The sequence below is a fragment of the Agromyces sp. NPDC127015 genome (assembly GCF_042725165.1).
GTDB classification, from domain to species: Bacteria; Actinomycetota; Actinomycetes; order Actinomycetales; family Microbacteriaceae; genus Agromyces; species Agromyces chromiiresistens.
On the sequence record NZ_JBHXDI010000001.1, the window covers coordinates 347,190 to 368,054 of the forward strand.

General features: G+C 70.4%; 23 protein-coding genes and 1 tRNA gene. 12 read left to right on the plus strand and 12 right to left on the minus strand.

The annotated features are described in order from the left end of the window. The first annotated feature begins 82 nt into the window (after positions 1–82). The gene (locus tag ACFWGP_RS01520; protein ID WP_275505924.1) at positions 83–622 is read left to right on the plus strand and encodes a YbaK/EbsC family protein; all 540 of its coding nucleotides are present in this window, start codon (positions 83–85) and stop codon (positions 620–622) included. Between the two features lie 37 nt (positions 623–659). Here ACFWGP_RS01520 and ACFWGP_RS01525 read toward each other — a convergent pair whose 3' ends face one another. Further along, positions 660–1,187: an RNA polymerase sigma factor gene (locus ACFWGP_RS01525; RefSeq protein ID WP_376929983.1), complete on the minus strand. Its 528-nt coding sequence runs from the start codon at positions 1,185–1,187 to the stop codon at positions 660–662. A gap of 77 nt (positions 1,188–1,264) precedes the next feature. Here ACFWGP_RS01525 and ACFWGP_RS01530 point away from each other — a divergent pair, with 77 nt between their 5' ends. Continuing rightward, entirely contained in the window at positions 1,265–1,642 is a 378-nt protein-coding gene (locus tag ACFWGP_RS01530) for a nuclear transport factor 2 family protein (protein WP_231429205.1), read from the plus strand. Between the two features lie 63 nt (positions 1,643–1,705). Here ACFWGP_RS01530 and ACFWGP_RS01535 read toward each other — a convergent pair whose 3' ends face one another. Beyond that, positions 1,706–2,167 (minus strand): MarR family winged helix-turn-helix transcriptional regulator, encoded by a 462-nt coding sequence (locus ACFWGP_RS01535; RefSeq protein WP_376929984.1) that lies wholly within the window; start codon positions 2,165–2,167, stop codon positions 1,706–1,708. 4 nt (positions 2,168–2,171) lie between these two features. After that, positions 2,172–3,533, minus strand: coding sequence for a flavin-dependent oxidoreductase (locus ACFWGP_RS01540; protein ID WP_376929985.1), 1,362 nt, complete (start codon positions 3,531–3,533; stop codon positions 2,172–2,174). 197 nt (positions 3,534–3,730) lie between these two features. On the opposite strand from ACFWGP_RS01540, the gene ACFWGP_RS01545 reads away from it, so the two are divergent. Genes ACFWGP_RS01545 through ACFWGP_RS01555 form a run of 3 tightly spaced genes read left to right on the plus strand, consistent with a single transcriptional unit; the run spans position 3,731 to position 6,205 of the window. Beyond that, the gene (locus tag ACFWGP_RS01545) at positions 3,731–4,414 is read left to right on the plus strand and encodes a TetR/AcrR family transcriptional regulator (protein ID WP_275505921.1); all 684 of its coding nucleotides are present in this window, start codon (positions 3,731–3,733) and stop codon (positions 4,412–4,414) included. Positions 4,415–4,473: 59 nt separating this feature from the next. Beyond that, entirely contained in the window at positions 4,474–5,412 is a 939-nt protein-coding gene (locus tag ACFWGP_RS01550; protein ID WP_376929986.1) for an ABC transporter ATP-binding protein, read from the plus strand. 10 nt (positions 5,413–5,422) lie between these two features. After that, complete coding sequence (locus tag ACFWGP_RS01555; RefSeq protein WP_338029111.1) at positions 5,423–6,205, plus strand: ABC transporter permease subunit; 783 nt, start codon at positions 5,423–5,425, stop codon at positions 6,203–6,205. A gap of 34 nt (positions 6,206–6,239) precedes the next feature. Here ACFWGP_RS01555 and ACFWGP_RS01560 read toward each other — a convergent pair whose 3' ends face one another. From ACFWGP_RS01560 to ACFWGP_RS01570, 3 genes are all read right to left on the minus strand, one after another. Next, positions 6,240–7,010 (minus strand): ABC transporter permease, encoded by a 771-nt coding sequence (locus ACFWGP_RS01560; RefSeq protein WP_376929987.1) that lies wholly within the window; start codon positions 7,008–7,010, stop codon positions 6,240–6,242. Further along, positions 7,007–7,675: an ABC transporter ATP-binding protein gene (locus ACFWGP_RS01565; RefSeq protein ID WP_376929988.1), complete on the minus strand. Its 669-nt coding sequence runs from the start codon at positions 7,673–7,675 to the stop codon at positions 7,007–7,009. Before ACFWGP_RS01565 ends, ACFWGP_RS01560 begins: the two co-directional genes overlap by 4 nt. Positions 7,676–7,743: 68 nt before the next feature. Further along, positions 7,744–8,313, minus strand: coding sequence for a TetR/AcrR family transcriptional regulator (locus tag ACFWGP_RS01570; protein WP_275506971.1), 570 nt, complete (start codon positions 8,311–8,313; stop codon positions 7,744–7,746). Positions 8,314–8,394: 81 nt separating this feature from the next. On the opposite strand from ACFWGP_RS01570, the gene ACFWGP_RS01575 reads away from it, so the two are divergent. After that, positions 8,395–9,168 carry an SOS response-associated peptidase gene (locus ACFWGP_RS01575; RefSeq protein ID WP_376929989.1) on the plus strand — a complete coding sequence of 258 codons (774 nt, stop codon included), beginning with the start codon at positions 8,395–8,397 and terminating at the stop codon, positions 9,166–9,168. Between the two features lie 104 nt (positions 9,169–9,272). On the opposite strand, the gene ACFWGP_RS01580 is transcribed toward ACFWGP_RS01575, so the two are convergent. Next, a complete protein-coding gene (locus ACFWGP_RS01580; protein ID WP_231429209.1) occupies positions 9,273–9,947 on the minus strand; it encodes a GntR family transcriptional regulator in 675 nt (224 codons plus the stop codon). Between the two features lie 60 nt (positions 9,948–10,007). Next, positions 10,008–10,517 (minus strand): nucleoside deaminase, encoded by a 510-nt coding sequence (locus ACFWGP_RS01585; RefSeq protein WP_376929990.1) that lies wholly within the window; start codon positions 10,515–10,517, stop codon positions 10,008–10,010. Between the two features lie 269 nt (positions 10,518–10,786). On the opposite strand from ACFWGP_RS01585, the gene ACFWGP_RS01590 reads away from it, so the two are divergent. Next, positions 10,787–11,383 carry a GNAT family N-acetyltransferase gene (locus ACFWGP_RS01590; protein ID WP_231429211.1) on the plus strand — a complete coding sequence of 199 codons (597 nt, stop codon included), beginning with the start codon at positions 10,787–10,789 and terminating at the stop codon, positions 11,381–11,383. Between the two features lie 108 nt (positions 11,384–11,491). On the opposite strand, the gene ACFWGP_RS01595 is transcribed toward ACFWGP_RS01590, so the two are convergent. The 3 genes from ACFWGP_RS01595 to ACFWGP_RS01605 all read right to left on the minus strand — a co-directional run bounded on the left by ACFWGP_RS01595 (position 11,492) and on the right by ACFWGP_RS01605 (position 14,858). Then, positions 11,492–13,012, minus strand: coding sequence for a flotillin family protein (locus tag ACFWGP_RS01595; protein ID WP_231429212.1), 1,521 nt, complete (start codon positions 13,010–13,012; stop codon positions 11,492–11,494). Between the two features lie 139 nt (positions 13,013–13,151). After that, positions 13,152–14,165, minus strand: a complete 1,014-nt coding sequence (locus ACFWGP_RS01600) for a hypothetical protein (RefSeq protein WP_376929991.1) — start codon at positions 14,163–14,165, stop codon at positions 13,152–13,154. Positions 14,166–14,354: 189 nt separating this feature from the next. After that, positions 14,355–14,858 (minus strand): CGNR zinc finger domain-containing protein, encoded by a 504-nt coding sequence (locus ACFWGP_RS01605; RefSeq protein ID WP_376929992.1) that lies wholly within the window; start codon positions 14,856–14,858, stop codon positions 14,355–14,357. Between the two features lie 140 nt (positions 14,859–14,998). Between ACFWGP_RS01605 and ACFWGP_RS01610 the strand changes: the two genes are divergently transcribed. Beyond that, complete coding sequence (locus ACFWGP_RS01610; protein ID WP_376929993.1) at positions 14,999–15,832, plus strand: alpha/beta fold hydrolase; 834 nt, start codon at positions 14,999–15,001, stop codon at positions 15,830–15,832. Positions 15,833–15,898: 66 nt separating this feature from the next. Here the strand turns inward: ACFWGP_RS01610 and ACFWGP_RS01615 are convergent. After that, positions 15,899–15,982: transfer RNA gene (locus tag ACFWGP_RS01615), tRNA-Leu, on the minus strand. A gap of 221 nt (positions 15,983–16,203) precedes the next feature. Between ACFWGP_RS01615 and ACFWGP_RS01620 the strand changes: the two genes are divergently transcribed. From ACFWGP_RS01620 to ACFWGP_RS01635, 4 genes are all read left to right on the plus strand, one after another. Next, positions 16,204–16,992 carry an HAD family hydrolase gene (locus ACFWGP_RS01620; RefSeq protein ID WP_376929994.1) on the plus strand — a complete coding sequence of 263 codons (789 nt, stop codon included), beginning with the start codon at positions 16,204–16,206 and terminating at the stop codon, positions 16,990–16,992. Beyond that, positions 16,989–19,508 (plus strand): glycoside hydrolase family 65 protein, encoded by a 2,520-nt coding sequence (locus ACFWGP_RS01625; RefSeq protein WP_275506976.1) that lies wholly within the window; start codon positions 16,989–16,991, stop codon positions 19,506–19,508. Before ACFWGP_RS01620 ends, ACFWGP_RS01625 begins: the two co-directional genes overlap by 4 nt. 65 nt (positions 19,509–19,573) lie before the next feature. Then, positions 19,574–20,308 (plus strand): DUF3662 and FHA domain-containing protein, encoded by a 735-nt coding sequence (locus tag ACFWGP_RS01630; protein ID WP_231429216.1) that lies wholly within the window; start codon positions 19,574–19,576, stop codon positions 20,306–20,308. Next, positions 20,305–20,862, plus strand: a complete 558-nt coding sequence (locus ACFWGP_RS01635) for an FHA domain-containing protein (protein WP_231429217.1) — start codon at positions 20,305–20,307, stop codon at positions 20,860–20,862. Before ACFWGP_RS01630 ends, ACFWGP_RS01635 begins: the two co-directional genes overlap by 4 nt. Positions 20,863–20,865: the final 3 nt, after the last annotated feature.

The window sequence follows — 20,865 nt, forward strand, 5'->3', positions numbered from 1 at the left end:
CCGAGGGTACGCGGATGCCTCGGAGCCCGGCATCGATCGGAAGTTCGAGTCCCGCTCCACCGGTCGCCGCTACGCTGCGACCATGCGCTTCGGAACCCTCGACTTCTCGCCCGCCGTCGATTCGCCCGAGCTGCTCGCCCCGCCGACCGCCGCCGCACTGGCCGCCGCGCCCGATCGCGACGTGCTCGTCGCGTCGATCGACCCGTCGCTCGCCGACACCGCCGCGTTCTGTGAGCACTACGAGGTCTCGCCCGGCGACGGCGCGAACTGCGTCGTCGTGCAGGCCCGCCGCGGCGACCGCACCTGGTACGCCGCGTGCCTCGTGCGCGGCGCCGACCGGCTCGATGTGAACGGCGCGGTGCGACGGCGCCTCGACGCCCGCAAGCTGTCGTTCGCGCCCATGGACCTCGCGGTCGAGCTCACCGGCATGCAGGTCGGCGGCATCACACCCCTCGGCCTGCCCGAGGGCTGGCCGATCCTCGTCGACGAGTCGGTCGCCGCGCACGAACGCCTCATCGTCGGCGGCGGCAACCGCGACGCGAAGCTGCTCGTGTCGGGCGCGTACCTCGCCGGCCTGCCCGGCGCCGAGGTGCTGCCGATCGCGCTCCCGCTCGCGGGTTGAGGAGCGAGCGCGGCGAGCGTCCCCGCAACCCCCCGGCTCAGCCCGGGTCGGGCTCGACAGCGCGCGACGAGAGCGCGGCGGCCAAGCGCTGGCGCGCCCGTCTGATCCGCTGGCGCACGAGCGCCGGGCTGATGCCGAGCAACTCGGCGATCTCGTTGCCCGATCGATCCTCGAGCGCCGAGAGCACGAGTGGGGTCCGTAGCGGCTCGGGCAGGTCGCCGATCGCGCTGAGGGTCGCGCGAAGGTCGACGCGTGCTTCGATGCGCTCGTCGACCGACGGTGCGACGACGTGCGACTCGGCGTCGAGCCGGTCGTCGAAGCGCCGCCCGCGGAGGTGGTCGACGGCGGTGTTGCGCGCGATCGCGTCGACCCACGCGCACACCGTGCCCGCGCCGGGGTCGCGCACGCCGTCGATCGCCTTCCAGGCGCGCAGCAGCACGGTCTGCGCGAGGTCGTCGGCGTCGTCGGGATGGATTCCGAGACTGAGCGCGCGACGACGGAGCCGCTGGGGCTCATCGGCGATGAGTTCGAGCAGCGTGCTCTCCTGAGGGGCGGATGAGGGCATCTGTCACATCTCTCGCTCGTCGACGTCTTTCTCGATGACCCGTCCTCCGGGTCACCTACTCGAAGATCGGAGCCTCCATGTCTATTCCCGTCACCGACCTCGGCGCCCTGCCCCTCGCCTTCGCCGAGCGCTTCAACGCCCAGGACCTCGAAGGCCTGCTCGACCTCAACGAGCCCGGCGCGGTGTTCGTGCCGGCCCCGGGCCAGCCGGTCGAGGGCGATGCCGTGCGCCCGGCACTCGAGCAGTTCCTCGCGTTGCGGCTGCCGATCTCGATGCGCACCAAGCACGCGTTCGTCACGGGCGGGACCGGCCTCGTGATGGCCGAGTGGGCGATCGCGGGTGCCGGTCCCGACGGCTCGGAGGTGTCGCTCTGGGGCATCACGGCCGACGTCGCCCGGTACGACGAGCAGCACGGCTGGCGGTACGTGATCGACAACCCGTTCGGCACCGTCTGAACCTGTCGCCGACCGAGCGCGTCCGCCGAGCGTCGTCGGCGGGGCCACTTCCGCGCGAGGCGCTCAGCCTCGCGCCGCCTCCTGCACGACGTCGCGCAGGCGCTCGAGCGCGGGCAGTGCGACGGCGAGCGCCGCACGGTCGGCGTCGTCGAGCCGGGCGAGCGATGCGACGAGGATCGCCTCGCTCGCCCCGTCGAACCGGTCGAAGAGCGAGAGCGCCCGCGTCGAGGCCCGCACCTCGACGCGGCGCCGGTCGGTCTCGGGCACTTCGCGGGTCACGAGCCCCGCCGACTCCATCGCCTTCAGCAGGTTGCTCACGGTCGGCCGGCTGAGGCCGAGCTCGGTGGCGAGCTCCCCCGGCGATCGCATGACGCCGCGCGGCAGCGCGCGCAGCACCTCGATGTGCGCGTCGGGCAGGTCGGGCAGGTGCGCGGCCGTGCGGGCGGCCTTGAGCAGGCCGCGCCGCAGCGGCGACACGATCGAGCCCAGCCGCGCGAGCTCCTGTGCCGGCTGTCCCTCGGTCATCCGTTCAGTCTGCCATCGGCGGCGCCGACTCGGGCGTGAGCGACGCTCGCTCGTTGAGCGCGGCGGGGTGGAAGCCGGCGGTGCGCTTGTACCCGTCGGCGATCTCCTGCAGTTCCTCGGCGGGGATGACGTCGTGGATGTCGGCGAACCCCTCGGGCGCGCGGTCGTAGGCGAGCTGCATGACCTTCTCGGGCCCGAGCTGCCGGGTCATCTCGAGCAGCCGCGCGGTCGTGGGACGGCGGTCGGCCTCGTAGGCCGCGAGGGCGCGGCGCACGGCACCGGCACGCGCCTCGGCGTCGGTCGAGACCTCCGGACCGGATGCCTCGTTCGCGAGGTGGAAGGCGAGCGTGCGCCCGTCGATGATCGCCTGCGAAGCGCCGTTCGACCCGTTCGGGTACATCGCATGCGCGGCGTCGCCGATGAGCGTCGAGCCGCCGAAGGTCCACTGCGGCAGCACGTTCCGGTCGACCATCGGGTACTCGAGGATCTCGTCGGCGGCAGCGATGACCGCGGGCACGTCGAGCCAGTCGAAGCTCCAGTCGGCGAAGAGCCGTTCGATGGGGCCCGCGTCGACGGCGTGGTTCCAGTCGGCGGTCTCGTCGACGCCCTCGGGCGCTCGTCGCTCGGCGATGAAGTTGAGGCGGGTTGCGCCCGCGTCGGCGCCGGGGGCGACGAGGGGGTACGAGACGAACTTCTGCTCGCCGTCGCCCGCCATGATCATGGTGCGGCCGTCGAGGTAGGTCGGCACGGTCGCGGTGCCCCGCCAGAGGATGAGGCCGTTCCACACGGGGCCGCCCTCATCGGGGTAGGCCTGGGCGCGCATCGCCGAGTGGATGCCGTCGGCGCCGATGACGACGTCGGCGGCGACCTCGAACTCCTCGGGCCGGCCGTCGCCGCCCTCGCGCACGAACTTGGCGAACTCGGCGTGGCCGGCCACCCGGGCGACGGGCGAGTCGGTCTCGAGGTGCTCGACGCCGACGAGCCGGCAGCCGAGGCGGATCGTGTCGGGCCCGAGGCGGCGCTCCACCTCGCGGGCGAGCAGCAGCTGGAACTCGCCGCGGTGCACCGAGAGCTGCGGCCAGCGGTAGCCGGCGTCGAGGCCGCGGGGCTCCGACCAGATGGGCTGCCCGAAGCGGTTGTAGTACGAGAGGCGGCTCGGCGGCACGCCGATCGAGGCGACCTCGTCGGCGAGGCCGAGCTCGGTGAGCTCGCGCACCGCGTGCGGCAGCAGGTTGATGCCGACGCCGAGCGGCTTGAGCTCGCGCACGCGCTCGTAGACGGTGATGTCGCGGAAGCCCGCGCGGTGCAGGCTCAGGGCAGCGGCGAGCCCGCCGATGCCGGCCCCGGCGATGACGATCTTCAACATGGCCTCCTTGTCATGGGCGCGCCGCGGTCGCAGGGGTGCGGGTCTCGTCGGGAGCGTGCAGATAGTTTTGCAACAAAACTCTTTCTCCGCAAGCGCAGTCGGCACCGATCCGAGCGTGTGCCGATACCTCTCGCCGGGCAGGAGCGAGCCCTTGCGCGCGCATTGAACAAACGTTTAGTATATTGAATGTGCGTTCAATGCAGCAGGATCTCACGACGCGGGCGCGGATTCGTGATGCCGCGGTGCTCCTGTTCGGCCGCGACGGGTTCGAGCGCACCAGTCTGCGCGCGATCGCCAAGGCAGCGGGGGTGAGCCCCGGGCTCGTAATCCACCATTTCGGCTCGAAGGACGCGCTTCGCACTGCCTGCGACGAGTTCGTGGTCAGTGAATTCATCGGCCGGAAGGATGAGCTCCGCACTGGCGACCCGTCAGCGGCGATGCAGCGGTGGCTTGACGATACGGAGAAGCATCGACCGCTGATCGACTACGTGTCGCGAATGCTGACCGAGCCCACATCGGCCGCCGACGAACTGTTCGACGCGTTGCTGGCGGGCACGACCTCGCTCGTGGATGAGCAGGTCGCGGCCGGCATCATGCGGGTCCCGGCCGACCGCGAGGTGACCGCGCTGTACCTGACCATGTACGGGGTGGTGCCTCTGGTCATGCAACGCCAGCTCGCTCGCTCCCTCGGCACCGACGTCGTGGATGCTGCAGCTCTTCGCCGATCGACGATCCCGATTCTCGAGCTCTACACGAACGGTCTCTACGCGGACGACCGATTTCTCGTCGCGGCGCGTGATGCACTCGGGCGGAGCGCGGGACCACGCTCGGACAAGGGGGAGAACGACCCGAACCAGGACCCGGACCCGCCGCGCGGGTAGGCGTCCCGAGGTTCGATTCTTCGTTCGATTCTTCATTCCCCTTGAAAGGAGCACGGGCGATGACCCCTGCTATCCAAACAGTTGATCTGCACAAGCGATACGGCAACAAGACCGCCGTGCACGACCTCACCCTGACCGTCGAGCCGGGCACGGTGTTCGGGTTGATCGGGCCGAACGGCGCCGGGAAGACCACGACGCTCCGCGTGCTGCTCGACATCATCCGTCCCACCTCCGGCACCGCGACGGTGCTCGGCCAGCCTCCGCGAACCGGTGGGCCATCACTCCGTCGGCGGATCGGGTTCGTGCCGGGCGAACTCCGTCTCGAAGGACGAGTCCGTGGTCGTGCGCTCCTTCGTCACTTCGCCGAGATCAGCGGCCCGGTCGCACCCGGCGTCATCGATGGGTTCGCCGACCGGCTCGGCGTTGACCTGAACCGTCAGGTCCGCACGCTCTCGAAGGGAAACAAGCAGAAGCTCGGCCTCATCCAAGCGTTCATGCACCGCCCCGAGCTGCTCGTCCTCGACGAGCCGACGAGCGGGCTCGACCCGCTCGTGCAACGCGAGTTCTTGAGCATGGTGCGTGAGGCTCGAGCCAACGGGCAGACCGTCTTGCTCAGCTCGCACGTGCTGAGCGAGATCCAGCAGACCGCTGATCATGTCGCGGTGCTCGCCGAGGGACGTATCGTCGCAGAGGGTGATGTCGCCTCCCTGCGGCTCGGCCGCATCCGGCGGATCCGCGCCAGTGTCGACGGGGTGCCCGCAGCGGTCCTCGAAGCCGAGCTCCGCGTGCTCGGTCAGGTCCGCGACCTGATCGTGAACGGTGACGGTATCGTGCGGATCGGTGCGACCGTCGATGGTGACATCGATCCCGTCGTGAAGCTGCTGGCCTCCCACCACGTGCTCGACCTCGCTGTCGAGGAACCGGACCTCGAGGAATCGGTGCTGCGACTGTACGGCGCTGAAGCCAACGGGCCGATGGAGGAGGTGCACGGTGCGTAGCATCCTGCCGGTGTTCCGTCGCTCTCTGGCCGACTCCTGGCGGAGCTTGCTCGCCTGGAGTCTCGGGGTCGCCGCGGCCCTGTTCATGTACCTGCCGTTGTTTCCCAGCATCGGCGGCGACGGTGAGATGCAGCAGATCATCGACAGCATGCCACCCGAGCTCGTGAAGACGCTCGGGTACGAACAGATCTCCTCCGGTCCCGGCTATGCGCAGGGCACGTTCTACGGACTGATCGGGTTCCTGCTGCTCGTGATCGCCGCAACGTCCTGGGGATCCTCGGCGATCGCCGGCGCTGAGGAAGCCGGGCGACTCGAACTCACCCTCGCACACGGGGTCGGCCGAGCGCAGTACGCCTTCGAGTCAGCACTCGCCGTGCTGGTGCGGCTAGCGTGGCTCGGCCTGTTCGGCGCGGCGATCGTCGTGATGTTGAACGAACCGTCGGAGCTCGGCATCGAGTCCGGGCACGTCGCGGCCGTCACGGCGTCGCTGGTCGGGCTGGCGTTCCTGTCCGCCGCGGTGGCGCTCCTCGTCGGCGCGTCGACCGGGAGGAAGATCCTCGCGACCGCGGCCGGTGCCGGCATCGCCGTTCTCGGGTACGTCGCGAACGCGATCGCGAATCAAGTCGCCGACGCGGACTGGGTGCGAGCGGTGTCCCCGTACTCCTGGGCGTATCACGAGTCCCCGCTCACCGAGGGCGCCGACTGGGGTGGGCTCGGCTTGCTCTGGGGAATCAGCATCCTGTTCGTCGCCGGCGCGACGTTCGCCCTGAGCCGTCGGGACGTCACCGGATGATTGCGCGGGGCGCAGCGAATGCTGCGCCCCGCCCCTAGTGGTCCAGCTGTAGTCGTCGCCAACTCCCCAGGGTCAGCAGAGTCGCGAGCACCGGCCACCACAGGGCGATCGGCAGCGCGGCCGGGTTCGTCGCAGCTGGTGCCATCGCCCAGAGCGCTGGCACTGCAGGGGGGAACCACTCCCCGGCTCCGGAGAGCACCAAGATCTGAGCGCTCGCGACCAGGACGACGGTTGCCGCGATGCCGCCGAGTGGGCCGCGGGTGAGCGTTGCGATCCATGCCGCGGGGACGGCCATGAGCGCGGTGAGGGGCGTGAGAGCCGACAACCGCCACAGTGCGCCGAGTTCCGCAGGCCCGAGCGTCCCGAACCCGGCGACGAGGCCGACCAGTGGGAGCGCAGCCGCGAGGAGCACCGAGGCGGCCAGAGCCCATGCCAGGTAGGCGGTGAGTTTCGCTCCCGCAATCGTGGTGCGGCGCACCGGCAAGGCGTAGAGGCCGGCGATCGTGCCGTCGGTGAACTCACGACCGTAGGCCCAGCTGGCGACGACACCGCAGGCGAGGAACCCGCCGGCGGAGGTCACTTGGGTCGCGGCGGAGAGATAGCCGGCCCATCCGCCCTGTGCGGCGAGTGGACCGAGCTTCGCAACCAGATTGGGTGACCCGCCGGCCGCGGCCAGCACCACCGAACTGGCGATCGCGGCCGCACCGACGACGACCATGGCTGCGGTCACCATGGGGAGTCGCGCAGAGAGGAATTTGCGAATCTCGATGCCCAGCGCCGCACCGAGCCCGGCAGGCCGGTTCATGCCGTGTCCCCGTCGCGGGCTCGCTCGCGATCGTCGTCCAGGACCATGCTGAAGAACGCGTGTTCGAGGTTCGGTTCGGTGGGATCGAGCGTGCCGACGAGGCGGCCGGCGTTCATGACTGTGATCCGATCGGCGATCCGGGCCACTTCATCCAGGTGGTGGCTCGAGATCAGCACCGCTGCCCCGGCGTGGGCCCGCTCGAGCAGGAGGTCGCGCAGCAGCAGGGTGCTCCTCGGATCCAACGCGTTCGTCGGCTCATCGAGGACCAGATAGTCGGGCCGATGCTGCAACGCGATCGCGAGCCCGAGTCGTTGACGATTCCCCAGTGACAGCGTGCGCGCCGGTGACCCGGAGTAGCGGGCGAGGTCCAGTGCGTCGATTCCGTAGCCGACGACGGCGTCCCGGTCCCGGCGGGGGATGCCGCGGAGCGCCGCCGCGGCGGCGAGGTTGCCGCGCACGGTCAACTCGCCATAGACGAGCGGAGCCTCGACGGCTTGCCCGAACCGCGACCACGCCCCCGGGCTGACGCGCTTCGAATCGGTGCCGGCGATACGGATCACCCCGCGCTCCGGACGCAGCATGCCGAGCAACAGCTTCATCAGTGTCGACTTCCCCGCACCGTTCAACCCGATCAGGGCATGCACTTCTCCGGGTTCGATCGTCATCACGAGATCCCGGACGCCGGCACCTCCTCGATATGAGCGCGTCACCCATTCCAGCGCCATCCCCTCGCTCAACGCGGGCCCCCCGCCACAACCTCGAACGCTTGCGCGAGCAGAGCTTCAAGGGTCTCACCATCGTCGGCGGCCCAGGCCAGCAGCGCCTGGGTGACCGCCGCCAGCACCGCGGCGGTGGCCATCCGCGCGACCGGCTCGGGCGTCCCATCCAGAACCAGCTGCTCGACGATCCCGTCCTCGGTGCGCTGCATGTTCGCCCACATGCCGGCCCTGAGCGACCGGGTGGAGCTCACGACCCGTACCCGGCGCCGCACCAGTTCGGCGTCGGGGAACGACATCGCCGACCATGCCTGGCGAAGCCCTTCGACCACTCGGCGCACCGGCGGGAGATCCAGCGGCTGAGCGGCAACCGCCCGAACGATCATCGGATCATACGGGTCATCGAACAGCACACCCTCCTTCGTGCCGAAGTGGCGAAAGAACGTCATCTCCGAGACGCCCGCCCTTGCGGCGATCAGCGCCGCCGTCGTCTGCTCGTACCCGCGCACCTCGAACAACTCGACCGCCGCCTCGGTCAGCCGCGCCCGCGTCGACGTCGCTCGCCCTGGTCTCGTGTCATCACCCACGTCACCAATGTTAGTCACTAACATTACCCGAGTGGCAGGCGTTGCGGCTGGCGCAACCTCGGCTCGCCGGCTGCTTCTCGCATGTCGGTGCTCGGTGGCAGGCTGGTGGTGAACCCGGGCGGCATCGACCAGGAGGCATCCATGTGCGGCAGATTCGTGGTCTCGCAGAAGGTCGACGACCTCACGGCGGTGTTCGACGCCGAGAACGACTTCGACGACTGGCAGCCGAGCTTCAGCCTCGCGCCGACCGATACGGTGCCAATCGTCCGCGAACGCGCCGATCGCGAGACGGGCGAGTTCGTGCGGCGGCTCGAGCCGGCCGTGTGGAACTTCCACCCGTCGTTCATGAAAGATGCGAAGCGCCCGCAGTTCAACACCCGCATCGAGACGGTCGCCACCAACGGGTTGTGGAAGGGCGCGTTCGCCCAGGGCCGATGCATCGTGCCGATGCGCGGCTACTTCGAGTGGACGGGCGAGCCCGGCAAGAAGCGCGCCCACTACCTGCACGGTGAGGGCGACGTGCTCGCGGCGGCCGGCATCTCGACCGCGCGCAAGCTGCCCGACGGCGAGTGGCAGGTGTCGACCTCGATCATCACGAGAGAGGCGCGCGACGCCTCGGGCGAGATCCACGACCGCATGCCGGTGTACCTGCCGCTCGACGAGATCGAGCGGTACCTCGACCCGGTGAAGCTCGACGCGGGCGGAATGCAGGCGATGGTCGACTTCCTGATCGAGGCGTCCGACCGCGTCGCGCCGACGATCACCGAGTACGAGGTCGACCCGCGCGTGAACAACCACCGCGCGATCGACCCCGGCGACCCCACGCTCATCGACCCGCTGTCCTCCGAGGTCTGAGCGACCTCGCCGGGCGAGCAGCGAGCCACGAAGGAGCCCGCCTGTCGAGACCCAGATCCGATCTCGCTGCGCTCCTGCGTCGCCGCTCGACCACGGGCCCGTGCCTACTCGACCGGCGCCGCCCCGAGCAGCGGATCGTCCTCGCGCCAGGTCGGGTCGTCGAGGTACCTGATGTTGCCCATGTGCGCGAGGATCAGCGTGCTCACGCGGGTCACGTCTCGCTGTGCGATCGCGTCGTAGAGCGCCTGGTGCTCTGCCGCGACCCGGTCGAGGTCCTCGTGCTGCACGAGCAACCACCGGATCCGGCTGCGCAGCAGCCCGTCGATCTCGAACAGCAGGTCGTTGCCCGCGATCGCCGTCACGGTCTCGTGGAAGTCTGCCGCAGCGCGGCGGGCACGCGCCGCGTCGCCGGCGCGCGCCGCGTCGAGCTCGGTCTCGAGTGCCGCGCGCAGCCGCTCGAGGCCCTCGCGCGTGCGCCGGTTGGCCGCGAGCCGGAAGGCCAGCACCTCGAGCGCCGAGCGCACCTCGTTGAGGTCGGCGACATCGGCAGGGGTGAACTCCCGCACGACCGCCCAGGTGCGCGGGCGCGGGGTCACGAGCCCCTCGGCGACGAGCGTCTTCAGCGCCTCCCGCACGGGGACCCGGCTGACGCCGAGCTCCTCGGCGAGGTCGCGCTCGACGAGCTTCGATCCGGGCAGTCGCACGCCGTCGAGGATCTCGTCGCGGATCCGCCGGGTGACCCGCACGGACTCCGGTTCGAACACATCGGGCGCACTCATGCGCACCATTGTTCCATTCGCGTCCGCTCGTGCCGCGGCACGACGGGGCGTGATGCGCCGTCAGACGCGATCGTCGAGTCCGGCCCAGCGGGCGTGCAGCGCACGCAGCTCGTCGGCGAACTCGGGCGCGGGGCCGGCGACGTCGATGCCCGGTGCGATCTCGCCGATCGGCAGCGCGGCAACCGGCCCGTCGGGCAGCCCCCACGACCGTCGCCACGCGACGAGCTGCTCGGTGCTGCCCGCGTAGACGATGCGGCCGAGGCCGACCCACGCGTGCGCGGCCGAGCACATGGGGCAGTGCTCGCCCGACGTGTAGACGGTGCTCGCCGCGCGCTCGGCGGGCGTCAGGTGCTCGGCGGCCCAGCGCGCGATCTCGAACTCGGGATGCCTCGTCTGGTCGCCGCCCGCGACGCGGTTGCGGTCCTCGAACAGCACGCGGCCCTCAGCGTCGACGATGAGCGAGCCGAACGGCTCGTCGCCGGAGTCGAGCGCCTCGCGTGCGAGGTCGACGCAGCGTCGCAGGTGCGCCACGTCGGCCGTGGTGGGCGGTCGGGGGTCTCGTCGGGTCATCCGTTCGTCTCCTCTGCCTGGCAACCCGTCCCTCGCGGGCTCTGCCTCGCGAGCGTAGCGATCACGCGGAGAATGCGCGATCACGCGACGCTGCTGCAACCCGGGAACCGAACGTCTCCGAATCGCAGCGCCCTCCGAATCCCCTCGGCCGGTCGCGTCCGCGCGATCCTCCGCGCGCCCATGATGGTATACCAATTAGGGCAGCCCGCGACGATGCCGTCGAATCGGCGAACACCTCAGAGCCGGGGCATCCGTGCCACCATGGACTCGTGCAGCTCAGACTCGCCGTCGACGCCGACGTGCCCGCCATCTCCGAGACCCTCTCCCTCGCCTTCGCGGACGATCCCGCGTGGGGCCCGATCCTGCGACTCGCCGACGGCGACGCGACCGCGCTCGAGCGGTTCTGGGCGCCGTTCGTGCGCGGCGCGCTCCGGTACGAGACCGTGTGGGTCGTCGACGACGGTGCCGCCGTGGCGGTGTGGCTGCCGTCGGGCGGCGACGAGATGACGCGCGAGCAGCTCGCCGACGTGCAGGCCTTCGTCGACGAGCGCCTCGACGACGAACAGCGCCGCGCGTTCGCGGAGATCTGGGAGGCGTTCGAGCACCACCACCCGGCCGAACCCCCGCACATGTACCTCAGCCTGCTCGCGACGCACCCGTCGCGACGCGGCGAGGGCCTCGCCCAGCAGATGCTCGCCGAGAACCTGCGCGCGTTCGCCGCGCAGGGGCTGCCGGCCTACCTCGAGTCGACGAACCCCGCGAACAACCGGCGCTACGAGCGAGCGGGCTTCCGCGAGGTCGGCGCCTTCACGGCCCCGATCGGCGGAGGCCGCGTCGCGACGATGTGGTGCGAGCTTCCGGGCTGAGCCGAAGCGGTGCGACGGCGGCCTGGCGACGGCCACGACTCGACGGCGTGACGCGATCGAGGCCGGGGATCCGCAAGGATCACCCGGCCCCGAGTCGACGACGTCGCGTCAGCGTGCCGTGCCGGCACCCGCATCGTCGGCCACGTCGTCGACGAGCGGCTCGAGCGCGTCGAGGCGCTCGGCGACCGGGCCGACGGCCGCAGCGAGCTTGGCGCCGGCCGATGCGACCGCGGCACCGACGGCCGCACCGTCGTGGTCGGCGGCGCGAGCGGCCGCACCGCCTGCGGCCGCGCCGCCGATGATCGAGCCGAGCAGCTCCTTGAGCCCCACGCCCATGGTCGAGCTCAGCATCGCGTCGACCTCGGTGATGCCCGAGACGGCGTTCTTCGCGAGCTGCGAGGCGCCGTCGGTCGAGACGACGGTGAGCTGGTCGATGTTCGACATCGGTGCGGCGAGCTCGCGGGCGATGAGCGGCAGGGCGTCGATGACGCGCATCTGCAGCAGCGCCTCGGACTGCTGGGCGACGGCCTCGGCCGCGGCCTTCGTCGCGGCGGCCTCTGCGGCACCCTTCGCCTGGATCGCGTCGGCCTCGGCGAGGCCCTCGGCCTTGAGCGCCTCGGCCGAGGCCGTGCGGGCGATGCGATCGGCGTCGGCGGCGATGCGCACGGCCTCGGCTGCGGCCTCGGCCTCGACCTTCACCTTGTAGGCCTGCGCGTCGGCGACGGCCTTGACCTCGGAGTCGAGCTCCGCGGCGCGCAGTGCGGCCTTCTTCTGCGCGGTGATCTCCTGCTGGGCGACGACCTCCTGCTGCGAGAGCGCCTCGGCCAGCGGGCGGGCGGCGGCGGCCTCGGCCATCGCCTTGTCGGTCTCGCGCTGCAGCGCCGCCTTGCGCTGGGCGAGCTCGGCCTCGCGCTCGGCGACGGTCTGCTCGGCGGCGATCACGGCTTCGCGCGCCTCGCGCTGTGCGACGGCCTCGGCGATCTCTGCCTGCTTGCGCACCTTCGCCTGCTCGGCACGGCCGAGGTCGTCGATGTAGCCGTTGGTGTCGGAGATGCCCTTGATCTCGAACGAGTCGACGTCGAGGCCCTGGTTGACGAGCGATTCGCGGGCGACGCCGAGCACCGCGGCAGAGAGCTCGTCGCGGCGGTTGATGATCGTGAGCACGTCGGTCGCACCGATCGAGGCGCGCAGCGAACCCGAGAGCACCTCCTGGGCGAACATGTCGATGTTCTTGTCCTGCCCGAGGAACCGCTGCGCGGCGGCACGGATCGACGCGGCCGAGTCACCGACCTTCACGATCGCGACGGCGTCGACGTGCACGGTGATGCCGTTGTTCGTCTGCGCCTCGGCGCGGATCTCGATCGCGCGCGAGCGCAGCGAGATCTTGTGCGCCTTCTGGAAGAAGGGCATGATCCACACGCCCTGGCCGTGCACGACGCGCTGCCCCGACTCCTCGGTGTCGACGCCGTCGACGACGCGGCGACGCGAGCGCTTGCCGGTGACGACGATGGCCTCGTCGGGCGAGACGTTGCGGTACAGCACCTTCGCCCAGATCCACAGGGCGATCACGACGATGACGGCAAGGATGACGATGCCGATGATCGGGGCGGCGGCGAAGAACTCGAGCATTGGGTCCTCTCGGGCGGGTTCGGGTCGGGGGCCTCGGGTGGCCCTGCTCAAGAATGGCGGCCTGCGCCCAGTGGCGCAATGGGCAGCGGTGCCCGCATCCGTTCGAGGGCGGGTGCTCCGTGGCCGACGCCCGTCGGCGTCAGGTGAGCGCGCCGCTCGAGATCGGCTTCAGCTCGACGCCGAGTCGCCCGTACCAGTCGCGGACAGCCTGCTGCTGCGGGCCGGTGCACGCCTTCCCATAGCCGATGTTGACGTCCCAGTACTCGTAGTCACTCGTCCAGATGCGGTGGTCGAGTGTCCAGCCGTCGAGGAACGTGAGGGCGAAGCAGTCGGCCATGACCTCGCCGTCGCCGTCGAACGCGTCGAGCGCGTCAGCGGTGGCGACGGGATTGGTGAACTGCAGCACATGTGCGAACTCGTGGTAGGCGATTCCGGTGCGCAGTTCGTCGGTCATGTACGGCAGTGCGTTGGCGCTGGCGTCGAAGTGGACGAGATAGGGATCGTCGCTGATGACGCACCCGAGCACATCGCGGTCGCCGACGTCGACATCGCAGAGCTGATCGGTGCCATCGATGACGGACTCCACGAATCCACCGGACAGGCGGTCGATGACGGACTCGTAGGTCGATCCGGTGGCGTTCGTGGCGGCCTGGGTCTGCGCAGCACCCCAGCGCGACTCGAGTTCGGCCGTCGCGCGCTCCACGGCGCGGGTGTCGTCGGCGAGCTCGGACGCATCCCAGCGATGCACCCATGACTGCACCGCGAGCCGGCGGTAGTCCTCCCACGGCACGGCGGACGCCATGAGCACGCCGTCGAATTTCGCCGCCGACTCGACGAGCCCGTCCATCGCCGCGCCGAACGTCTCCTTCTTCTCGATGAGATCGCGCTGCTCCTCGAGTCGCTGCTGCTGCTCGATCAGCCGATCCTGCGCGTCCTGGAGCTGCAGGTAGTACCAGACGCCGCCCGCGATCGCCGCCGACAGTGCGATCGCGAGCAGCCAGATCGCGACGAGCATCCCGCGCGATCGCCGCAGCGGCGGAGCGGACGCCTCATCGCGCGCCTCTCCCGCCCGATCCTCGACGAGCGGCAGCGCGTCGCTCGCCTCACCACCGGGCTCCGTCGCCTCGGCCGGAGTGGTTTCCAAACTGGTCATTTCACCTCGATGTGAATGGTCTGCGGGAATCGGCAGGGATCCATCCAATCATCCCGTCGACCGATTGGAAGCATCGCAGGCAGAACGCCACCCGCGGAGACCGTTCGAGGGCGGATGCGCCCCGGACGATTCCGATCCACGACCCGGCGGGCGCGCGCAGGTGCCGATGACCCCGGACGGGATCTCAGCTCAGAGAGCCGCCTTCGCGTAGTGGCGACGTGCCTTCTCACGGTTGCCGCAGCTCTCCATCGAGTGCCACCGCCGCGCGTTGCCGCGACTCGTGTCGATGAAGAAGTGCTGGCAGTCGGGCGCGGCGCACGGCCGGATGCGCGACCCCGACGGGGACTGCAGCGCCGCCCACTCACGGATGGCGGCACCGCCGATGCGGCGGCCCGCCTCGTCGCGGTCGCGCCAGACGAGCCCTCCCTCGGCGGCGAGCTCGGGCCGGCGGGTCATCGCCACGAGCCAGGGCTCGAGCGCATCCGGCGAGCGGGTGCCGCGCAGCACCGCGACGAGCGCGTCGCGCACCGCTCGGGCGTCGTCGAGGTCGGATGCCTCGGCGGGGACTCCGTGCGCACGCAGCCAAGCCGCCCCCCGCTCGTCGTCGAGTTCGTCGTCGACCCGATCGTCGTAGACGAGTCGCGAGTTGACGAGGTCGAGCAGCAGCCCTGCGGTGGCGACGGGCTCGGTCATGACGGCTCCTCGGGTTCATCCGGTGTTCCCAATTCTAACTTGCATGGAATAGCGATGGGGTTATAGCGTTGCATCCACACCAGAACTAACCGGATTGAAACTGCAATCCAGTTATACCGGAAGGAACCCAGGAGGACCCCATGTCGTACATCACCGTCGGAACCGAGAACTCGCAGAACATCGACCTGTACTACGAGGACCACGGGTCCGGGCAGCCGGTCGTGCTGATCCACGGCTACCCGCTCAGCGGCGCATCGTGGGAGAAGCAGTCGGCCGCGCTGCTCGAGGCCGGCTACCGCGTGATCACCTACGATCGGCGAGGCTTCGGCAAGTCCAGCCAGCCCACCACCGGCTACGACTACGACACGTTCGCCCACGACCTGAAGGTGGTGCTCGAGACGCTCGACCTGCGCGACGTCGTGCTCGTCGGCTTCTCGATGGGCACGGGCGAGCTCGGCCGTTACCTCGGTGCGTACGGCGGCGAGCGCATCGCGAAGGCCGCCTTCCTCGCCTCGCTCGAGCCGTTCCTGCTGCAGACCGACGACAACCCGGCCGGCGTTTCCGCCGAGGTCTTCGCCGGCATCGAGCAGGCGGCGAAGGCCGACCGCTACGCCTGGTTCGACGAGTTCTTCCAGAACTTCTACAACCTCGACGAGACGCTCGGCAGCCGCATCAGCGATGCGGCCGTCCGCGCGAGCTGGAACACGGCGGCGGGCGCCTCCTGGTACGCCTCGTCGGCGGTCGTGCAGTCCTGGCTCACCGACTTCCGCGACGACATCGCGAAGGTCGAGGTGCCGAGCCTCATCCTGCACGGCACCGCCGACCGCATCCTCCCGATCGACTCGACCGCCCGCGAGTTCGTGAAGCGACTCCCCGCTGCCGACTACGTCGAGATCGAGGGCGCGCCGCACGGGCTGCTCTGGACGCACGGCGACGAGGTCACCGAGGCGCTGCTCGCCTTCCTCGCGAAGTAGACCCGGCCGAGGGAACCATCCTCGAACGACGAAGAGCCCCCGCGACCGCGGGGGCTCTTCTGTTCGTGCGCGAGGGGGGACTTGAACCCCCACACCCTTGCGAGTACTGGCACCTGAAGCCAGCGCGTCTGCCAATTCCGCCACTCGCGCATGTGTGGTCGCACCGTAGTGCGTCCAGCCACGAGAGCCTAACACCTCGCGGCCGACAACTCCATTCGAGACGCCTCCGCACCCCTTCGACCCGCCCGGAGCAGAACCCTTGGCATCCGCTCCGAGTCGCGCACCGGCCTCGCGCCCGTCGGCCGGCCGGGAATAGCATCGGAACCCCGGGTACCGGCGCCCACCGACCGATGCGACGAAAGGAGCGCCCCGTGACCCATCTCCCCACCTCCACCCCCGACGAGCGATCCGAACGCGCGACCCGGCCCCGCGACATCCGCGGCTGGCTCTTCGACCTCGACGGCGTGCTCACCCCGACCGCGATCGTGCACATGCACGCGTGGTCGCGCCTCTTCACCCCCTACCTCGAGGCGCACGGCGCCGCGCCGTACACCGACGCCGACTACTTCGCGTACATCGACGGAATGCCGCGCTACGACGGGGTGCGGAGCCTGCTCGAGAGCCGAGGCATCCACGTGCCCGAGGGCACACCCGCCGATCCCCCCGAGGCCGACACCGTGTGCGGGCTCGGCAACCGCAAGAACGCCGCCTTCAACGAGACGCTGGCCGACGAGGGCGTCGCGCCGTATCCGGCGAGCGTCGCCTTCCTCGACGCGGTGCAGGCGGCCGGATGCCTCGTGGCCGTCGTCTCCAGCTCGAAGAACGCGCCGTCCGTGCTCGAGGCGGCGGGCATCGCCGATCGCTTCGAGGTCGTCGTCGACGGTGCCGTCGCGGCCCGCGAGGGACTGCCCGGCAAGCCCGCCCCCGACACGTACGAGCGCGCCGCCGAGCTGCTCGGCCTGCCGACCACCGCGTGCGCCGTCGTCGAAGACGCCGAGTCGGGCGTGAAGTCGGGCGCGGCGGGCGACTTCGGGCTCGTCGTCGGCGTCGACCGCGGGGTCGGTCGCGACGTGCTCGAGCGTCTCGGCGCCGATGTCGTGGTCGACGAGCTCGACGAGCTGATCCCCGATCTCGATCCGAACCGGAAGGACACCACATGAGGTTCGCCGACGACGACCCCCTGAACCGCAGCAGGTTCCCGGTCGACGAGTGGGCGCTCGTCGAGACCGAGTTCGGCGAGTCCGACATGGGCCGCACCGAGACCCTCTTCGCCGTGGGCAACGGCTACCTGGGCCTCCGCGGCAACGTCGAAGAGGGCCGCGACGGCCACATGCACGGCACGTTCGTGAACGGCTTCCACGAGACGTGGCCGATCCGCCACGCGGAGGAGGCGTTCGGCTTCGCGCGGGTCGGGCAGACGATCGTGAACGCGCCCGACGCGAAGATCATCCGGCTCTACGTCGACGACGAGCCGCTCGTGCTCACCGAGGCCGAGCTGCTCTCGTACGAGCGGCGACTCGATTTCCGCCTCGGCGCGCTGAGCCGGTCGATCGAGTGGCGCACGCCGGCCGGAAAGCGCGTGCTCATCACGAGCCGTCGCATGACGAGCTTCACCGACCGGCACCTCGCGGTCGTCGACTACGAGGTCGAACTGCTCGACGCCGACGCCGCCGTGACGATCTCGAGCCAGATCCTCAACCGCCAGGACGGCCGCGACGAGTACCGCTCTGGCGTCCAGCAGGAGGCGCAGACCCCCGGCGCCTTCGATCCGCGCAAGGCCGAGCAGTTCAACGATCGGGTGCTGCAGCCGCGCGTCAAGCGCACCGAGGGCGGCCGCTACATGCTCGGCTACCAGTGCACGAACTCGAGCATGACCCTCGCCGTGGGCGCCGAGCACGCGATCACGACCGACAACCCGTTCACCGAGAGCGGCACGATCGGCGACGACCTCGCGAAGCACGTGTACCGGGTGCAGGCGAAGCAGGGCATGCCGATCCGCATCACGAAGACGATCAGCTACCACACGGCGCGCAAGGTGCCCGCGCGCGAGCTCGCCGACCGCTGCGATCGCACGCTCGACCGGGCCGCCGAGATCGGCACGGGCGAGCTGTTCGCGCAGCAGCGGTCGTGGCTCGACGACTTCTGGGCCCGCTCCGACGTCGAGATCGCGGGCCGGCCGATGCTGCAGCAGGCGACGCGCTGGAACCTGTTCCAGCTCGCGCAGGCCACGGCGCGCACCGACGGCGGCGGGGTCGCGGCCAAGGGCGTGTCGGGCTCCGGCTACGGCGGGCACTACTTCTGGGACTCGGAGATCTACGTCCTGCCGTTCCTCACGTACACGGCGCCGATCGTCGCCCGCAACGTGCTGCGCTTCCGGCAGCGCATGCTCGACGCCGCGCGCGCCCGGGCGCTCGAGCTCAACCAGCGCGGAGCCCTCTTCCCGTGGCGCACGATCAACGGCCTCGAGTCGAGCGCGTACTACGCGGCGGGCACGGCTCAGTACCACATCGACGCCGACATCGCCTTCGCCCTGTGCCAGTACGTCGCCGCGACCGGCGACGACGACTTCCTCGGCCGGGGCGCGATCGACGTCCTCGTCGAGACCGCCCGCATGTGGGAGGACCTCGGCTTCTGGCGGTCGAACGCCGACGACGTGTTCCACATCCACGGCGTCACCGGTCCCGACGAGTACACGACCGTCGTGAACGACAACCTCTACACGAACGTCATGGCGCGCGCGAACCTCGCGGCCGCGGCGGGCGCGGTCGACAACCTGCAGGTGAACGATGCGGCGGCCTACCACCGGCTCGTCGACCGACTCGGCGTCACGCCGGCCGAGGTCGCGAGCTGGCGGCGCGCGGCGGCGCACATGCACATCCCCTACGACGAACAGCTCGGCATCCACCCGCAGGATTCGGCGTTCCTGCAGAAGGAGCTGTGGGACCTCGAGAACACGCCCGACGACCGGCGTCCGCTGCTGCTGCACTACCACCCTCTCGTCATCTACCGCTTCCAGGTGCTCAAGCAGGCCGACGTGGTGCTCGCCCTCTACCTGCAGGGCGACCGATTCACGGCCGAGGCGAAGCGCGCGAACTTCGAGTACTACGACCCGCTGACGACGGGCGACTCGACGCTGTCGGCGGTCGTGCAGTCGATCGTCGCGGCCGAGGTCGGCTACCACGAGCTCGCGATGCGGTACTTCCGATCGGCCCTGTTCGTCGACCTCGCCGACCTGCACCACAACGCGGCCGACGGCGTGCACGTCGCCTCGACGGGCGGCGTGTGGTCGGCGCTCGTCTCGGGCTTCGGCGGATTCCGCGACCACGGCGGCCGGTTCACGTTCGACCCGCGCCTGCCCGACGGCTGGACGGGGCTCACCTTCAGGGTCACCGTGCTCGGCACCCGCGTCCGCGTCGAGCTGACCCCCGAGCAGATCGCGTTCACGGTCGAAGCCGGCACCGCCGCGACGCTCTCGGTGCGCGGCGTCGAGGTGACGGTGACGGCGGACGCGCCGGTGTCGGTGCCGCTCGACGGCCAGGGGCCGCGGCTCTACGGCTCGCCGACGATGCAGGATGTCGCGGGCACGCGCCGGGCCGACGGTACCCTGCTCACGGCGTCCATCCCGACCCTGTCGCTCGACGCCGACGACATCGAAACCGTCATCCCGATCGACTGATCCGGGGTGTTTCCAGCCGCTCGCGCTAACATGACGCGAAGTCAGACACCGGAATCGGGAGACCTGTGGGCCTACTGGACAACTTCGAGAAAGGTCTCGAGCGCGCCGTGAACGGCGCGTTCGCGAAGACCTTCCGTTCGGGGCTGCAACCGGTCGAGATCACCTCGGCGCTCAAGCGCGAGATCGACACGAAGGCGGCCGTGGTCTCGCGCGACCGCGTGCTCGTGCCGAACAACTTCGTCGTGCGCATGTCGCCGACCGACCACGAGCACATGTCGGGGCTAGGTCCCGCACTCATCGACGAGCTGGTCGACCTCGTGCAGAAGCACGCGGCGAGCCAGCACTTCCAGTTCGCCGGCGGCATCACGATCGCGCTCCGGTCCGACGAGGGCCTCAGCGTCGGCATGGTGCAGGTGGACTCGCAGAACGTGAAGGGCCAGGTGGCCTGGACCCCGGTGCTCGACGTCAACGGCAAGCGCTACCCGATCATCAAGGGCCGCACGGTCATCGGCCGCGGCTCGGAGGCCGACGTCACCCTCGACGACTCGGGCGCTTCGCGCCGCCACGCCGAGGTCCAGTGGGACGGATCGCGCGCCCGCGTGCGCGACCTCGGCTCGACCAACGGCACCCAGCTCGACGGCGCCCCCGTGAAGGAGGCCATCCTGCCACCCGACTCCGTCATCACGATCGGGCGATCGCGCATCGTGTTCCGCGTGCTCGCCCAGGCCGCCGGCGGCGGCGAGCCGCCGTCGGCCACCCGTCGTCACGACATGGGCGGATTCTGGGGGCCGACCGTATGAGCGAACTGACCCTCCTCGTCCTCCAGCTCGCGTTCCTGCTGCTCCTGTGGGTGTTCATCTTCGCGATCGTGTACGCGCTGCGCAGCGACCTGTTCGGCCAGCGCGTGCGCAAGCTCCAGCCCGACGCGGCGGCCGCGTCCGCACCGACGGCGAGTTCGTTCCCGAGCTCGCCGGTCGCATCCGCGCCGGCCGCGGCGGCCGCGCCGACTGAGGCGGTCACGACGCCGCCGTCCGGCGGCAACGGCGAGCTCGCCTCGAGCGACAACGCGCGGCGCTTGATCATCACGAACGGCGCGAAGTCGGGCACCGAGTTCCCGCTCGGCACCGACGAGATCACGATCGGCCGGTCGAGCGACTCGGCGATCATCATCCGCGACGACTACACCTCGACCCACCATGCCCGGCTCATGCTGTGGAACGGCCGGTGGATGATCCAGGACCTCGACTCGACGAACGGCACCTTCCTCAACGGCTCCCGAGTGACCGTGCCCACGCCCATCCCGCTCGGAGCCACCGTCAAGGTCGGCGCGACGACGTTCGAGCTGCGGCGGTAACCG

Bases quoted from the DNA above. Each gene is read 5' to 3' on its own strand.
- ACFWGP_RS01520 (WP_275505924.1), top strand. From the start codon at position 83: ATGCGCTTCGGAACCCTCGACTTCTCGCCCGCCGTCGATTCGCCCGAG.
- ACFWGP_RS01525 (WP_376929983.1), bottom strand. From the start codon at position 1,187: ATGCCCTCATCCGCCCCTCAGGAGAGCACGCTGCTCGAACTCATCGCC.
- ACFWGP_RS01530 (WP_231429205.1), top strand. From the start codon at position 1,265: ATGTCTATTCCCGTCACCGACCTCGGCGCCCTGCCCCTCGCCTTCGCC.
- ACFWGP_RS01535 (WP_376929984.1), bottom strand. From the start codon at position 2,167: ATGACCGAGGGACAGCCGGCACAGGAGCTCGCGCGGCTGGGCTCGATC.
- ACFWGP_RS01540 (WP_376929985.1), bottom strand. From the start codon at position 3,533: ATGTTGAAGATCGTCATCGCCGGGGCCGGCATCGGCGGGCTCGCCGCT.
- ACFWGP_RS01545 (WP_275505921.1), top strand. From the start codon at position 3,731: ATGCAGCAGGATCTCACGACGCGGGCGCGGATTCGTGATGCCGCGGTG.
- ACFWGP_RS01550 (WP_376929986.1), top strand. From the start codon at position 4,474: ATGACCCCTGCTATCCAAACAGTTGATCTGCACAAGCGATACGGCAAC.
- ACFWGP_RS01560 (WP_376929987.1), bottom strand. From the start codon at position 7,010: ATGAACCGGCCTGCCGGGCTCGGTGCGGCGCTGGGCATCGAGATTCGC.
- ACFWGP_RS01565 (WP_376929988.1), bottom strand. From the start codon at position 7,675: ATGACGATCGAACCCGGAGAAGTGCATGCCCTGATCGGGTTGAACGGT.
- ACFWGP_RS01575 (WP_376929989.1), top strand. From the start codon at position 8,395: ATGTCGGTGCTCGGTGGCAGGCTGGTGGTGAACCCGGGCGGCATCGAC.
- ACFWGP_RS01580 (WP_231429209.1), bottom strand. From the start codon at position 9,947: ATGAGTGCGCCCGATGTGTTCGAACCGGAGTCCGTGCGGGTCACCCGG.
- ACFWGP_RS01585 (WP_376929990.1), bottom strand. From the start codon at position 10,517: ATGACCCGACGAGACCCCCGACCGCCCACCACGGCCGACGTGGCGCAC.
- ACFWGP_RS01595 (WP_231429212.1), bottom strand. From the start codon at position 13,012: ATGCTCGAGTTCTTCGCCGCCGCCCCGATCATCGGCATCGTCATCCTT.
- ACFWGP_RS01600 (WP_376929991.1), bottom strand. From the start codon at position 14,165: ATGACCAGTTTGGAAACCACTCCGGCCGAGGCGACGGAGCCCGGTGGT.
- ACFWGP_RS01605 (WP_376929992.1), bottom strand. From the start codon at position 14,858: ATGACCGAGCCCGTCGCCACCGCAGGGCTGCTGCTCGACCTCGTCAAC.
- ACFWGP_RS01610 (WP_376929993.1), top strand. From the start codon at position 14,999: ATGTCGTACATCACCGTCGGAACCGAGAACTCGCAGAACATCGACCTG.
- ACFWGP_RS01625 (WP_275506976.1), top strand. From the start codon at position 16,989: ATGAGGTTCGCCGACGACGACCCCCTGAACCGCAGCAGGTTCCCGGTC.
- ACFWGP_RS01635 (WP_231429217.1), top strand. From the start codon at position 20,305: ATGAGCGAACTGACCCTCCTCGTCCTCCAGCTCGCGTTCCTGCTGCTC.